Raw genomic sequence first — 13,613 nt, forward strand, 5'->3', positions numbered from 1 at the left:
CGGAGCCTAGCGAGCCCGGACCTTTCTTCTACGGATCCCCAGGAACAACCCAGAGCCTCCGGCGATTAGCAGCGCCGCGCCGAGGATCTCCTCCCCGAGGAACGGCTTGCCGGTGTGGATGCTCGTCGCACCCAGGATGGCCTTTGACTGCGAGCCCGCTGGATCGGAGGTGTGGTTTGACCCCGACGGGATCGGTCCCCCACCGGGATTGTTTGATCCGGGCGTCTTGGAGCCAGGGCCACCGCTGCCAACGCCAGCGACGGGAGGGTTCGCGCCTGGCGTTCCGGAGCTGCTGGCCGGCGGCTGAGTGGCGGTGAACTGAACGCAGGATGACTGCGCGCTGAGGTTCTGGCCGTCGCCGCTGTAGACCGCGCGGTAGCTGTCCGGGCCAGGAGAGGGCGGGGTCAACGACGAGCCTGGAACGTTTCCCGAGCCGACCACCACCGTCTCGGTGGACACGGCGGGCCCGCCGCAGTTGCCGCCCGAATAGAGCGTGTAGGTAACTGTGCCAGACGCCTGGGGTGACGCGCCCGGAAGGATCGACCCGACCGGAGCGGCCGACTCTGCCTGCACCGAGGTGAGCCTGACGCCGCCGGGACCTTGTAACGACGCGGTGATCGACGGCACGAAGAAAAGGCTGTTCTCGTTGACGGACCGGTCCTGGCTCCCCAAGGATCCCCCGTCCAAGGAGATCAGGAACATGTGGAACGGCGCGCCATTTATCGAGCTGGACGAGTTACCTGCTCCCCAGTCCGCGGCGGAGGCCAGGTGGGCGCCCCACGCGATGACGATGTCGTTGCTCGACCCGCCTCCGGTGAGGGAGAACGACACGTTCACGATCACAACACAGCCTCCCCCAAATGGTGTCGCGGTGCCGAGGCTCATGCCGGTGATCCTGGAGTTGGCCGGGCCGTACAGCTTGATGGCACCGGGCAGCTGCGTTCCCGAGAACGTTCCGGTTGCATTGCATGACGGTGACTCGGCACCGGCCATGCCCGCTGGCACGACCAGCGATGATGCCGGTTGGCTCGTGACGCAGTCCGACGCCGCCATTTGTCCCGACGCAACCACGTCGCCGCAGGGGTCGCTCTGGTTGGCGTGGAATGCGGAAGGCGAGTTGGAGGTGCTCTCGGTGCTGTCGAACGAGCCCAGGTAGTCGAAGGCGTGCTTGCCCTGGTCGGTAACCCGGTAACCGAACTGCAGGGTGTGCGGCCCTCCGGAAAGGCCGGCGATCACCGTTCTATAAGGGACGAGTTCCCCTTCCTGCCAGTGGGCCTTGGAGGAGTTCAGGTCACCGGTGACCCAGTTGGCACCCGCGCACGGCTCGAGCGTGGGCGCTGCTCCCGCTGCGCCCTCTCCGCCGTTCTGGCACTGCTGGAGGTTGGCCCCGGCAGGCGGTTGTCCTGCCAATGCCGATGAGGCAATCGGGAGGGACAAAGCTGCGGACGTCGCAGTCACGAGTCCCACCCGCAGCGACCAGCGCCTCGCACATCCGATGGTTATCGACATCGTTCTGAGCCCCTTTCAACGACAGACCGATTGGTGGCCACGGGGACGCCCGCGGCACCGCTAAAACCGGGGAATCGGCACGCCGGGCGGAAACTGAATAGCCCCGGACGGACGTTGATGCGCTGTTGATAACCCGGTGATCCGGCTTGATGGCCCGGTGATCCGGGTCAACGATCATTTCTCCTATGACATCGGCGGTCTTGGTCAGCAGAACTGGCAAACCCATCCGTCCCGCGGACGACGAGCAGTTGGGACTGCTACTCGTTCAGGCCGGTTTGCTGGACGAGCAGGCGCTCGAGCGGGCGCTCGCGGCCGGAGCCGAGCGGGAGCTCAACCTGGCGAAGGTGCTTCTCGAGGACGGGTTGGTCCAAGAATCCGAACTCGTGTCGACCCTCGCGTCGCATCTGGGTCTCGACTACGTGGACCTGTCCGACTATCCGGTTGATGCGGCCGCCGCACGGCTCATAAGTACTGCCATGGCCAAGCGTTACCTCGCCCTTCCAATCGAATGGTACGAGGGCCGGCTAGTCGTGGCGATGGTCGACCCGTCGAACGTCTTCGCACTGGACGACATCCGCACCGTCACCGAGGCGGACATCCGGCTGGCAGTGGCCACCGAGACTTCGGTGCTGCAGGCCATAGCGAGATATCACCGCGTCGATGACGACGCTGAGAGCATCTCGGAGGAGGCAGCCAGCAGCTTTGAGGCCGAAATGGATCTGTCGGTTGTCCGACAGGTCACCGAAGAGTCCCCGATCGTCAGGCTGGTCAACATGATCATCACGCAAGCGATCGCAGACCGGGCTTCCGACATCCACATCGAGCCGGCCGAGGACGACGTGAGGATCCGCTATCGGGTCGATGGCGTCCTGCGCGAAGTGATGCGTCCCCCCAAGAGAATCCAGTCCGGAATCGTCAGCCGGCTCAAGGTGATGGCGGACATCAACATCGCGGAACGGCGAGTTCCTCAGGACGGGCGGATCACCACGAACATCGACGGACGTCACGTCGATCTCCGGGTGGCGACCCTGCCAACCGTCCACGGCGAGAAGGTGGTCATGCGGGTGCTCGACAAGTCGATCGCGGTCCTGCAGCTTGCCGACCTCGGGTTCCTTCCTGAGAACATGTTGCGTTACGAGGAGTCCTACCGCAAGCCGTACGGGACGATCCTCGTCACCGGTCCTACCGGATCGGGCAAGTCGACCACGCTGTACGCGACCCTGAACATCCTGGCGGAAACCGCCAAGAACGTGATCACGGTCGAGGACCCAGTTGAGTACCAGCTGCCGGGGATCAACCAGGTCCAGGTGAACCCTGCAGCCGGTCTCACGTTTGCCGCTGCGCTGCGCAGCATTCTCCGCTCCGACCCTGACATTCTCTTGGTCGGAGAGATCCGCGACCGCGAGACGGCCGTCATCGCCGTGGAGGCTGCCCTCACCGGGCACCTGGTCCTGTCCACGCTCCACACCAACGACGCCGCGTCAACACCGAGCCGGCTCATCGAGATGGGCGTAGAACCGTTCCTCGTGGGGAACGCGATCGACTGCGTCGTCGCTCAGCGCCTCGCCCGCAAGCTCTGCACCAAGTGCAAGCAGCCGTACACGCCGGAACGCTCGGAGTTGAGCACAGTCGGCTGGGACTTCGAGCGCAACGGGCTTGACACCAAGACGACCCTCTTCAGGCCGGCCGGCTGCGGCGCCTGCGGCGGAAGCGGCTACTACGGCCGTTTCGCCATTCACGAGGTCATGCAGGTGACCGAAGAGATCGAGCGGCTGATAGTCGAGCGCGGACACACCGACGAGTTACGCAAGCTCGCTACGTCGCAGGGGATGCTTCCGCTACGCCAATCCGGGCTGGCGGCCGTAGCTGCGGGGATGACCTCGGTCGAGGAAGTCCTCCGAGTCGTCGCTTAGAACCGCTCTTTTCGTTCCGCTGTACTTAGCGGACGCGGAACTTGTACCACTTGCCCCGCGACTTCGCAGGCAGGGCAGGTTCTTGCTCACCGAATTCCTTGGGCTCCCGAACTGCGGTTCGGCGGTCGCGCAGCCTTAGCTCGATCATCCGCTCGCGCTTTGCTACGGAAAGCATGCCGACCCTCGACATCCAGTGAAGGCGTCGCAGTTCGGCGTCTTCCTCCTTGGTCATCCCCTGATGGAGCGACGCAGTCTCGTCGACCTGCAACGAGGTCCGGATTTCGTCCACATTGATCCTTTCGGCACCAGATGTGACCGCCCTGAGTGGCGCTACCCGTTGAACATCGGATTGGTGACGAAACAAGAAACCTCGCTCCGCTACTACTTCTTGGCGGAGCCGCCCTGCCCTGAGGCGGCCGGCGACGGAGAGGTAGCGGGGGAAGCGGACTGCGCGGATTTTGCGGTCCCGTGTCCGTTGCCGTGCCCGTTCCCGGAGCCGCTGTTGGGCGGCTTGCCCTGGTTGGTTGACGGTGGACCGCCGGCGGTGGTTGGCGGCGATGTAGGCGGTGTTGTGATGGTCGCGGGGGCCGTGCTCGTCGCAGGCCCCGTCGACGGAGGAGTTGCCGGCGCGCCTGCGGGCGGGGGAGTGGAAGGACCGGTAACGAGCCGGTTGCTCGAGCCGCTCGCCGGCACGGGGCCGGTCGCGGGCAAGGTCTTCTGGTTGGACGCCACTGGCGTAAGGGTCGTTGCTGACGGGTTGGGTTGCATCGTCAGGCTTACCGTCGGCGCGTAACTCGGCGGAAGACTCTTGCCTGGCGCCGGCTTTACGACGCTCGCCAAGAAGAACAGTCCGACAACAGCAGCGCTACCGAACGCAAGCGGCAGCAGAGGCTTGCGTCGGCGACGCTCAGACGCTGGAGCCGCTGGGACCGACGCTGAGAGCGCGGCTGGGCTCGCAAGCTCAAATGCGGACCGGCGCTCGTAGTAACCCTCGTCGCGCCTCGACTGGTAGAGCCGGCCGTCGGCGAGCCCCAACAGGGAATCGAGATCTTCCGCTTCGAGGGGGAAGGTCGCAGCACCCCAGGAGAAGTCGGGAGCGTTGAAGCTCTCGGCTCTCGCCATCACCTTGGCGGCAGCCTCGCGGGACGCCCCGGGCAAGAGCAACACGAACTCGTCTCCGCCGACGCGGAAGAGACGGTCGGTGTCGCGCATGGCCGCGCCGAGCGACGCGGCGAAACCGGCGAGTGCTTTGTCGCCCGCGGCGTGCCCCTGGGTGTCGTTGATCTCCTTCAAACCCTTCAGGTCGATCACCGCGACCGACACCAATTCGCGCTTGTCAGAGGCCTCGCGCAGGATGCTCTGACCGGTGTCCTCCAGCGCTCGTCGGTTCCCGACGCCGGTAAGCGTGTCGGTCATGGCAGCGTCGGCGAGGGCTGCTGTGGCCGCTTCGGTCGCGACCGCGGTCACCAGGTCGAGAGCCCTCTGGAATCTGTCGTTCAGCTCGGGGAGGCGGGAGATGCCCTCATCGCTGAACAGCTCGCGCAGGGAGGCGAGCCGTCGCAGAAGGATTGCCACGGTTGGGTTGGCCCGCGCCCAGGCTTGTGAGGCCCGGCGGAGCCTGCTCTCCTCGCCGGCGACGATGTGCTGGCGGAGAGCCTCGAGGAGCTCGAACGCTTCCCTCGAAGGCCAACGCGCGTCGTCTCCCCCCTTACGGCAGCGGGCCTCCCAGCTCCGGACCGGCTCGCTGGCCGCTGGAACCGGGGAGAGCTCGTTTCCGATGCCGGTGGCAGGCGCGCGGCCTTCACCCACGATCATCGCTCCGGCCTCGTCATTTTCTGCCCCTTCGCACTGCCACCCCTGCCCCAAGTTGCCTTGTCCTCTCGAAGGAGGACGCCACTCAAAGTAGCTGACCTGACGCTCACGATGCCGGTATCGGTCGGCAAAGTGCGCGATTTTCTCAGCTGGGCTTCTAATGGCTTAAGGCGCTTTTTCCCATCCAAGAACACATAAATGCCGAGGTCAGAGCCAAGGTTTCGGCCGGACCGAGCCTTGGTCGCCCTGGAAACCCGCTTCCCGTAGTACTGGACAGCACAGGACTCATTGATAGATACTGTGAGGTGTCAACTCGCCGAGTGGTGGGTACAACACGGCCAGAGACAATTGCGGAGGAGCGAATAATGAAACGCGGGTGGATTCGATGGTCAATCGGACCAGTAGCGGCAGTTGCCTCAGCCGGCGCAGGCGTCGTCTTCGCCTCCCCGCTCTGGGCAGGAACAGCTTCCGCCTACGGGCCCACGGCCTGCACCCCAAGCGTCTCCACCGGCTCCTCCTCGGTGGCAGCAGGAGGGAGCATCACCGTTTCGGTGACCGGCTCGTGCACGAGCGACACCTTCACCGCCGTCCTTCACTCGACGTCGGCGACGCTGGGGACGCTGACCACTGGCACCAACGGAACCGGAAGCGCAACGTTCACAGTCCCCTCCAACCTCACCAGCGGTACGCACACGCTCACCGTGTCCGATCCGAACGGCAACAGCGCTTCTACGACCGTCACGGTCACGGGCGGTGCTGCGTCGTCGTCGGCGCCGCTGCCGATCACCGGCACGGACAGCGCTCCGCTGGTAGCGATAGGTGCCGCAGCCGTTGGCTTCGGTGGCCTTCTGGTGCTCGGAGCCCGCAGGCGCCGGCGCCATCAGTTCAGCTGACCGGCTGCAGTTCCCGTGGTACGTGGCTCGGTTGGTTCAGCGCGACCGAATACGATCGCCTGATCGTGAGGCCTAGTCAGCGGAAGGTCAAACTGGCAATTCATGGATGAGCTCGAGGTTGTCGAGCAGGCGGATATCCGCGCCTACTTGCATGTCCTAAATCGACGTAAGTACATAATCGCGTTGACAGTGCTGGTCGTTCTCGGGCTGACGCTCGCGTATTCGTTCGTCAAGACACCCACGTATACGGCGACGGCCACTGTTCTCGTTCCCGAACAGCAAGCATCGTCGGCACTGAATATCCAGAACTCCCAGTTGCCGGCGTCCGACGCACTCACCCGAGCGCTATCCGATGACCAGCAGTTCGCGAAGGGCGACACCGTTAAGCAAGCCGCCGCTAGCCAGCTCGGTTACCAGCCGAACGCCTCGGTTGGCATGTCAACGACGGCCGATGTGCTGACATTCACCGCTCATTCTTCCGAGAAGCAGGCAGCCGCCGCGATTGCTAACGCCTACGCCAAGGCCTTCATTAGCGCTCGGCGAGCTAATCAGGTCACGCAGTACACAGAACAGGTGTCAGCCCTGCAAGCGAGCATTAGCCAACTGCAGACAAAAGCGGCGCCTCTCTCCCCCAAGGATCCGCAGCTTCCCATCCTTCAACAGTCGATCAACTCGCTAGAGCAGAGCGTCCAGCAGGCCCAGGCCGCTAGCCAAGTGGCCGGTGAGGTCGGGCCATCCATAATCGATGCGGCCGCTGTCCCCACCTCTGCCTCGTCTCCAAAGCCAGTGCGAAACGGGATATTAGGTGGTGTCGTCGGACTCATACTCGGGCTTGGGTTTGCATTGGTCGCAGAACGCCTCGATGACGGAATCAACTCCCGCGATGCCGCGGAAGCGGTTAGCGGTGGGCTCCCGATCGTCGGTCTGGTTCCGATGGTCAACTCGTGGAAGCGCAAGCACGCTCGTCATCTAGCTCTGATCGAGGACCCGAGCTCCAACGTATCTGAGGCTTACCGAACAGTTCGAACGGCTATCCAGTTCCTTAGCTTGGATGATCCTAAGCGCGTCATTGCAATAACTAGTTCCGTACCGGGTGAAGGCAAGACGACAACAGTCGCCAATCTCGCTGTCAGCTTCGCGCGAGCCGGCCAAAACGTGATTGTCGTTTCGTGCGACCTCAGGCGCCCCCACCTTCACGAGTTCTTCGGCGATAACGACGGCCGCGGCCTCACCTCTGTTCTTCTTGGCCGGTGCGCCTTATCCGACGTCGTTCACTCCGTTTCTACAGACCACAACCTCAGAATCGTTCCGCCAGGCCCAATACCCCCTAACCCCGCCGAGATCCTCTCGCTGGACCGAGTTCGCGAGGTGGTGGATGCCTTAGCGCGCAATGCGGACCTCGTCCTGTTGGACTGTCCACCGGTGCTGCCGGTGAGCGACGCCTTACTTCTGTCTCGCTTGGTCGACGGGATGCTCGTTCTCGCGTCCGTCAAATCGACGTCGCGTCGCGACCTGCGTCGCACCATCGAGCTGTTAAATCAGGTTCACTGCCCCACCCTGGGGGTTATTCTCAACAAGGTCCCCATCGGCAGCGGGTACTCCTACGGCTACGACTACTACGGTCATTACTCCCCCTCAGGCACTTCAGACCAGCAACCACACAGCGGGAATCCCGACCATCAGGACTCGCCGCTTGGACAACCGACCATCTCCGAAAATGAGTCCGGCGTCAACGGAAGCGTGCTTCATCGACGTAAGGAAGCCAATATGGCGCAATCCAGCCTCTTCTCAGGGGAGGCTCAACGCGGCCCAATTCGCAATCGTCGCGACGAATTCTTCTCCGCTCAAGACTAGGGACCCCGCAAACGAAGTTCGGCTCTGGTAGCTCTCGATTCCACGGGTCCGAGTGTCCTGTCACGAACGTCAACGGGAAGACCTCTCGGTCTATCCCGTCTTCACTCCGGGGCTCGGTGGGCGAGTTCCTGCCAAATTGCGAGCAACTGTTTGGCGATCACACCCCAGTCGAATTTGGCGGAGCGTTTCAGCCCGTTGCGGGCTAGCTCGTCGGCGAGGTCAGGTGTGTCGCGAAGGCGGAGAAGAGCCTGAGCTAAACCGTGACAATCACCTGGGGCCACTAGCAATCCGCTATCGCCGACCACGTATGCAATCTCTCCAACATCGGTTGCTACGACCGGGATCGCGCATGCCATTGCCTCCACCAGCACACGGCCGAACTGTTCTCGAAGGGGTACCTTTATCCAGGGTAGAAAGTTCCGTTGAACGACAGGAATCGAAGGCAGGACCAGCACATCCATCCTGCACAGTTCTCGGGGCAACTCGCTGTGGGAGACCCACGGCAGAAGTTCGATTGCACCCGGTCGAATCCGCTGCTCCTCCTCAACGAGAGAACGCAACGAGCCGTTCCCCACGATCCGCAACTGGCACTCGACAGTCCGAGCCGCTTGCAGAAGTTGTCTGATCCCCTTGTGCTCCTCAAGCCGCCCTACGTATCCAGCCGTAAATCGTCGGCGCCGCTTGGCGCGTGGCATAAACAAGTCGCGGTCAACGCCGAGCGGTACGATCGAGCTTCGACCTTCGTAGCCCTTTCTTCGAATCACTGACTCCGCCGCGGGCGTGATGGGCAGCATCATCTGCACGTTGGCGAAGGCGTATCGCTCCAGAAGTGGGAAGGGCCACGGAAAACGTGTCAGAACGTTCTGAGCGGCATACAAGGCAATCGGGACCCCGGCCCAAGCCGCGGCCCTAAATCGGATAGTTTGCCAGGTACTAAGGTAGGCGGCCTCACCGATGATGTGAAGTACGTCTGGCCTTCGTCCCGCGCTTGCTCGATGAAGGCTGCCCCGTCGAAGTGCCACCGAGGCCATGTGCCCAGTCGCATCCTCACCCACTCGGTGCGGCAACAGTCGATAGCGAAAGAGTTCGTTCGTCGCTTCGAGTTTCTCGAACTCCTCCTGGGCGAGGGAGCTAACGTCTGCTGCGTAGACATCCAGCTCTGTCTGGCTACTCTGGACCACACGGCGGAACAAATCCACCCAATGCTCAGTCCGCTTCCCGACGGCGACTACGGCTATTCGCATTCGACAGATTGCGGGTCGGCCGAGCGGAGCGTCAGGCCCGCCACGCGCCACCAGGCTTGAGCACGGCGGCGGCCTTCTGGGACTTGCCCTCGCACTACCCTCAGCCCAGCGAGCACCAATCCGAGCACCGCTCTCGCGAAGACAACTGCCCTGACAATCGAGTAAGACTGCGGGTTGCGGAGCCGGTGGTACCTCAACAGGCTTCTGTATAGGTGCGGCCACAAATGAGCCGGGTCGCGGCTACTGGCACCACCCAGGTGCAGAGCTTCCGCTCCGCTGATCTGGGCGACGCGGAGACCCGCTTCGCGCGCTTGCCAGCAAAGTTCCACGTCCTCGTAGTACATGAAGTAGCCGTCGTCCAAACCCCCAATACCCTTCAATAGGTTCGTCCGCACCGCAAGACAAGCGCCAGATAGCCAGTCCACGTCAATCAGGACGCCATCGGAATCGGGCGGGCGGGACTTTCGTAGCCCGTTCAAACGAGCGATCTTGCGCTTCACACTCAGAGGCACCAGACTGCCGCCGAATCGGCTTACGATTAACCTCGATACCGTTTCGAATGGATGAGCGCTAACTACGAGGCGTCCCCGAGCATTCACCAATTGCGGTCCGACAATGCCTAGGGTTGGGTCCGCGCTCAGTGTGTCGAGCATCGCCCACGCCGTTGACTCGGGCAACACACAGTCTGGGTTGACTAGCAGCACCTCAGAGTGCTCCACACAAAGCAGAGCCTGATTAACAGCGGCGGCAAATCCGAGGTTCACGTAATTGCCCACAATCACGGCATCCGGCGCTACCCGACGAACGATGTTCACTGTTTCGTCGGTCGAGGCGTTATCGACGACGCAGAGCGAAATGCCGGTTCGCGCTAGCGCTGATAAGCACGTCTCGATCTCCGGGGCCGAGTTATGCGTCACAACGATGGCGGATGCGCTCATCAAGTTCGCCCCGGCATCGGCATGATGGATACCGCCGGTTCGTGGTTTCGCCCCAGAAGCGTCGCTGTGATCACGACCAAAGCTGGAAGCAACCCCAGATCCCAGTGACCGTCAGTGGGGCCTCCGAACGCAGCGCTGATCACAAAGCCAATCGTTAACGCGATAAGGATCCTCGTCCAAGGTACTCGCATCGAGATGCCGATTCGAATAGTCCGAATCAAGATCCATCCGAGAGCCAAGGCAAGCACTAGGCCTCCGTTGGCCAATATTGACACATACCACACGTGATATATCGGTCCGACGTCTGTTACCCGAAACGTCGGAAGAAAGACGTCGTGCCGCGTCTGCCCGAGCCCGTTTCCCAGTAGCGGGTTAGCCCAGAAGACATGTAGGCCGACATTGGCTTCGGCCGCGCGGTATCCCGCTGTTTGGTGCAACTCGTCCCTTAGTACCTGAAGTCGGTGGTCAAGACCCGGGCTGACGAGTACGCCGACGAAAATCGTCATCGCTGAGAGCACGATAACCTGAACGACCATTCGACGCAGCCGCCGGCCGGCTAGAGGAAGCATCAACAACAGAGCTACTGCAGCGGCCAACCAGGTCGCTCTATACGAAGCCAAAAGGGTATCGACTGCAAGAATCACGGCGATCGCTACCAAGAGGAACCGCCGAGCGCCGTGGCTTCGCCCCGCAGCAAATAAGACCACCGGAAGTGCGATCAGAGATGGGAACCCGCCGTGTCGTCCAGGAGAGGCGAAGCCAGTGACGGCCAAGGCTGTAGCCACGAAAACAAACAACCATGCCGCTTTCTGTAGCCAGCTCCTGCTCGCCAAGGTAACTGTGGCAACCAGGTAATAAGCGGGAATCACGCCTAACTCGTAGGTGGCCACGAGTAGCTTGTGGCTTTGATTTCCGACCGCTATACCCCACGCCGTGACCAAGAGAAGCACCACTGCGTATGACAGCATCGGCGTATCGAGAGTGGTGGCCACACGTCGAGGCACCGCTCCGAACGTCGCTCGGGTGCACCAACCCAGCATGCCGATCACGAGAATCCCCACGTGTACCGCTATGACGAACGTTACTGAGGCGTGCGGTCGCAGGCCTGCGAGAACGATGCCGCCTGCGACGCCAAGAGGCAATGTCGCCCACGGCCAAAACGCAAAGGCCGCCGTCGCGAACAGGCAGCCGATTATCAGAGCAAGGATTCGTGATGGGACATTTACAACGGCAGCTGCCGCGAGGACTGACACGACGAGAATGGCACCGCCCCAGATCACCTTGCCACGCGGCAGCTCAAGAGAGAGCATCATCTCAGGGTCGACGGCTTATCGGAATGTCCAGTTCGGACAATGCTTGCTCGAGAATTTCGCCGCGACGACTCCAACTGTTGGCGATGGCAAGCTGTCGCAATGTCGAACTAGACCAGCCGTTTCCGGCGTCCTGGGCGAGAATCGACTCGATCGCATCCACCAGTGATCCTGAGGTGGACGCAAACCACACAGGAACTTGGCTGGCTACTACGGCAGGCAGCGGCGTCGAGACCACCGGCTTGCCAGCCGCGAGGTATTCATAAAGCTTCTTCGGGTGGACGTAGCGCGTCCGAGAGCTGACCTTATAAGGGATCAGCGATACGTCGAAGGAGCGAAGGACTTCGGGAACGGCGTCGTAGCTCACCGAACCCAGGAGGTGGATGTTTTCCATGGCAGAAAGCCGCCGACAAACGGAGCGGCGCCCCGGCCCCACCAAGACGAAGGTCCAATTGGGACGCAATCTTGCTGCACCAAGGACAAGCTCAGTATCGAAAGCCCGCTCGTCGAGTGCGCCCAGATAGCCGATCCGAGGAGCCGCCAGATCGGCGACATCCGGGTTAAGGCCTCCATTGGGCGCGAAGTGCTCGGGATCGCACCCATTGACGAGTTCGATGAGTGCCGCGGGTTCGGCTGGTAACTCGAGGGCGAGTTGGCTGGAGGAAGTGAATACAATTTCTGCCTTCGCGAGGCACCGTTTACACGAACGACGCAGATAGCGGCGGTTCCACCAACGAGCGAAGGTCCAGTCAAGATCGCCAATGTCATATACGCGATGCCGCTCTTGGATCCGACCGCTCATCGGTTCCGCCAAGTCCTCGTCTAACCACAACAACCGCGGTCCAGGGTGCAGGTCTAGCCACCTGCGCAATATGCGACTGGCCACAACCCTATTGACGTAGTTGGCCACTGGGAGGTGACGGTAGAGCGGGAGAATGGTCGGGAGGGTTGCAGCCCAGATCCCTCGCTCTATTGGAACAACCTGAAACACCAGGCTGGGCTTCAACGAGGGAGGCTCGAGAAAAAGAACCCGGCGGGACCGGGCGAGCAGTCTGCTCAACGCATGCACTCTCTGACGGGGATCGTTCCAAGGCACTGGGCTGCACACAATTACCCAGGTGTCGCCAGGTGGTTGAGGAAGGGAGCCGGGCTCGCCCTTCAGGGCCGCCATAAGGTCCCCCAAGGGCATCCGGCCAGGCAATCGGGCCGCCAGTCTGAACACTCGATCAATAAAGGTACCGCCCAAGAAAAGCCACAGGAGAGGCCGACTCAGCGTTTGGCTTCTGCGCAAATATCGAACCAGCGAGGCGAGGTGGTGGCGCGCTCGAATGTGGTCAGGCAGTCGGAAGCATGAGGCGCCCAGCGCATGCATGACAGTAGCGGCCGGCTCTATCCAGAGTTGCCGTCCGGACAGGCCGATCCGGCGAGCCAGGTCGACGTCGTTGAAATAGAGCGGATAACCCTCGTCCATGAGCACGACGTCGGAATCATCGCGACGCAACAGCAGGCAGCTCGCGACCGGTTGAGGAACCGCGCGTGCGGCCGAAAGGTCGACATCCCGCATCTCGAAAGTGGCGTATTGCCTTCGAAACCATGGGAATCGCCTCAGCATGGCGATTGAGCCGAATACCGAAGCGGGTACCGGCAAGCGCCGGCAAGACAGTTGTAGGCTTCCATCAGGGTCGAAATGTGCCGGACTCACTCCGGCGGCGGCGGGATGCTTGTCCAGAAATTCAACCAATCGGCTCAGCGCGGTCTGAGAAACTTCAACGTCTGAGTTTAGGAGCAGAACGTACCTCCCCCGAGCATGACAATACGCTTGATTGACGGCAGCCGCGTAACCGAGGTTACGCTGGTTAGAGATGAGAGTAATGTCGGACTTTGCCTTCAACATGTCCCGGCTCCCGTCGCTAGACCCGTTATCAACGACGATTACCTCGAACTCAGTGCCGGGAGCCACGCTGGCCTGCAAGGAATCCAAACATTTCCGTGTGAGATCGCGGGTCTCCCAGCTAACAATCAGTACTGACACGTCGACGGGCCGGTCGTGCTTCACGGTGCCGTCCTCGCTAATAAGCGGATGTTGTCCCCATCGTGCGGGTGCACTCGATGGAATGTGCGGGCCCACCACAAGTCTCGA

10 protein-coding genes are annotated in these 13,613 nt (G+C 62.1%); 3 read left to right on the forward strand and 7 right to left on the reverse strand.

Annotated elements, in window-relative coordinates; genetic code table 11:
- Window positions 1–6: 6 nt before the first annotated feature.
- Window positions 7–1,509, reverse strand: coding sequence for a hypothetical protein (locus VFZ97_12455; protein ID HEX6394247.1), 1,503 nt, complete (start codon window positions 1,507–1,509; stop codon window positions 7–9).
- A 185-nt stretch (window positions 1,510–1,694) separates the two neighbouring features.
- Here VFZ97_12455 and VFZ97_12460 point away from each other — a divergent pair, with 185 nt between their 5' ends.
- On the forward strand, window positions 1,695–3,422 hold the full coding sequence (locus tag VFZ97_12460; GenBank protein HEX6394248.1) for an ATPase, T2SS/T4P/T4SS family: 1,728 nt from the start codon (window positions 1,695–1,697) through the stop codon (window positions 3,420–3,422).
- A 25-nt stretch (window positions 3,423–3,447) separates the two neighbouring features.
- On the opposite strand, the gene VFZ97_12465 is transcribed toward VFZ97_12460, so the two are convergent.
- Both VFZ97_12465 and VFZ97_12470 read right to left on the reverse strand, forming a co-directional pair.
- Window positions 3,448–3,711, reverse strand: a complete 264-nt coding sequence (locus VFZ97_12465; GenBank protein ID HEX6394249.1) for a hypothetical protein — start codon at window positions 3,709–3,711, stop codon at window positions 3,448–3,450.
- A gap of 92 nt (window positions 3,712–3,803) precedes the next feature.
- Complete coding sequence (locus VFZ97_12470; GenBank protein HEX6394250.1) at window positions 3,804–5,237, reverse strand: GGDEF domain-containing protein; 1,434 nt, start codon at window positions 5,235–5,237, stop codon at window positions 3,804–3,806.
- A gap of 362 nt (window positions 5,238–5,599) precedes the next feature.
- Here VFZ97_12470 and VFZ97_12475 point away from each other — a divergent pair, with 362 nt between their 5' ends.
- Both VFZ97_12475 and VFZ97_12480 read left to right on the forward strand, forming a co-directional pair.
- Window positions 5,600–6,127: an LPXTG cell wall anchor domain-containing protein gene (locus VFZ97_12475; protein ID HEX6394251.1), complete on the forward strand. Its 528-nt coding sequence runs from the start codon at window positions 5,600–5,602 to the stop codon at window positions 6,125–6,127.
- 102 nt (window positions 6,128–6,229) lie between these two features.
- Complete coding sequence (locus VFZ97_12480) at window positions 6,230–7,981, forward strand: polysaccharide biosynthesis tyrosine autokinase (GenBank protein ID HEX6394252.1); 1,752 nt, start codon at window positions 6,230–6,232, stop codon at window positions 7,979–7,981.
- Between the two features lie 101 nt (window positions 7,982–8,082).
- Here VFZ97_12480 and VFZ97_12485 read toward each other — a convergent pair whose 3' ends face one another.
- The 4 genes from VFZ97_12485 to VFZ97_12500 all read right to left on the reverse strand — a co-directional run bounded on the left by VFZ97_12485 (window position 8,083) and on the right by VFZ97_12500 (window position 13,529).
- Window positions 8,083–8,859 carry a glycosyltransferase gene (locus tag VFZ97_12485; protein HEX6394253.1) on the reverse strand — a complete coding sequence of 259 codons (777 nt, stop codon included), beginning with the start codon at window positions 8,857–8,859 and terminating at the stop codon, window positions 8,083–8,085.
- Between the two features lie 356 nt (window positions 8,860–9,215).
- The gene (locus VFZ97_12490; GenBank protein HEX6394254.1) at window positions 9,216–10,163 is read right to left on the reverse strand and encodes a glycosyltransferase family 2 protein; all 948 of its coding nucleotides are present in this window, start codon (window positions 10,161–10,163) and stop codon (window positions 9,216–9,218) included.
- Window positions 10,163–11,473 carry an O-antigen ligase family protein gene (locus VFZ97_12495; protein HEX6394255.1) on the reverse strand — a complete coding sequence of 437 codons (1,311 nt, stop codon included), beginning with the start codon at window positions 11,471–11,473 and terminating at the stop codon, window positions 10,163–10,165. The genes VFZ97_12490 and VFZ97_12495 overlap by 1 nt, the downstream gene beginning before the upstream one ends.
- A gap of 4 nt (window positions 11,474–11,477) precedes the next feature.
- Entirely contained in the window at window positions 11,478–13,529 is a 2,052-nt protein-coding gene (locus tag VFZ97_12500) for a glycosyltransferase (GenBank protein HEX6394256.1), read from the reverse strand.
- Window positions 13,530–13,613 lie beyond the last annotated feature (84 nt).

It is taken from the genome of Acidimicrobiales bacterium (assembly GCA_036378675.1).
In the GTDB taxonomy this organism is placed as follows: Bacteria; Actinomycetota; Acidimicrobiia; order Acidimicrobiales; family Palsa-688; genus DASUWA01.

Coding starts and splice junctions, on each gene's coding strand:
- VFZ97_12455 (HEX6394247.1), bottom strand. CDS start 1,509: ATGTCGATAACCATCGGATGTGCGAGGCGCTGGTCGCTGCGGGTGGGA.
- VFZ97_12475 (HEX6394251.1), top strand. CDS start 5,600: ATGAAACGCGGGTGGATTCGATGGTCAATCGGACCAGTAGCGGCAGTT.
- VFZ97_12490 (HEX6394254.1), bottom strand. CDS start 10,163: ATGAGCGCATCCGCCATCGTTGTGACGCATAACTCGGCCCCGGAGATC.
- VFZ97_12480 (HEX6394252.1), top strand. CDS start 6,230: ATGGATGAGCTCGAGGTTGTCGAGCAGGCGGATATCCGCGCCTACTTG.
- VFZ97_12470 (HEX6394250.1), bottom strand. CDS start 5,237: ATGATCGTGGGTGAAGGCCGCGCGCCTGCCACCGGCATCGGAAACGAG.
- VFZ97_12495 (HEX6394255.1), bottom strand. CDS start 11,473: ATGCTCTCTCTTGAGCTGCCGCGTGGCAAGGTGATCTGGGGCGGTGCC.
- VFZ97_12460 (HEX6394248.1), top strand. CDS start 1,695: ATGACATCGGCGGTCTTGGTCAGCAGAACTGGCAAACCCATCCGTCCC.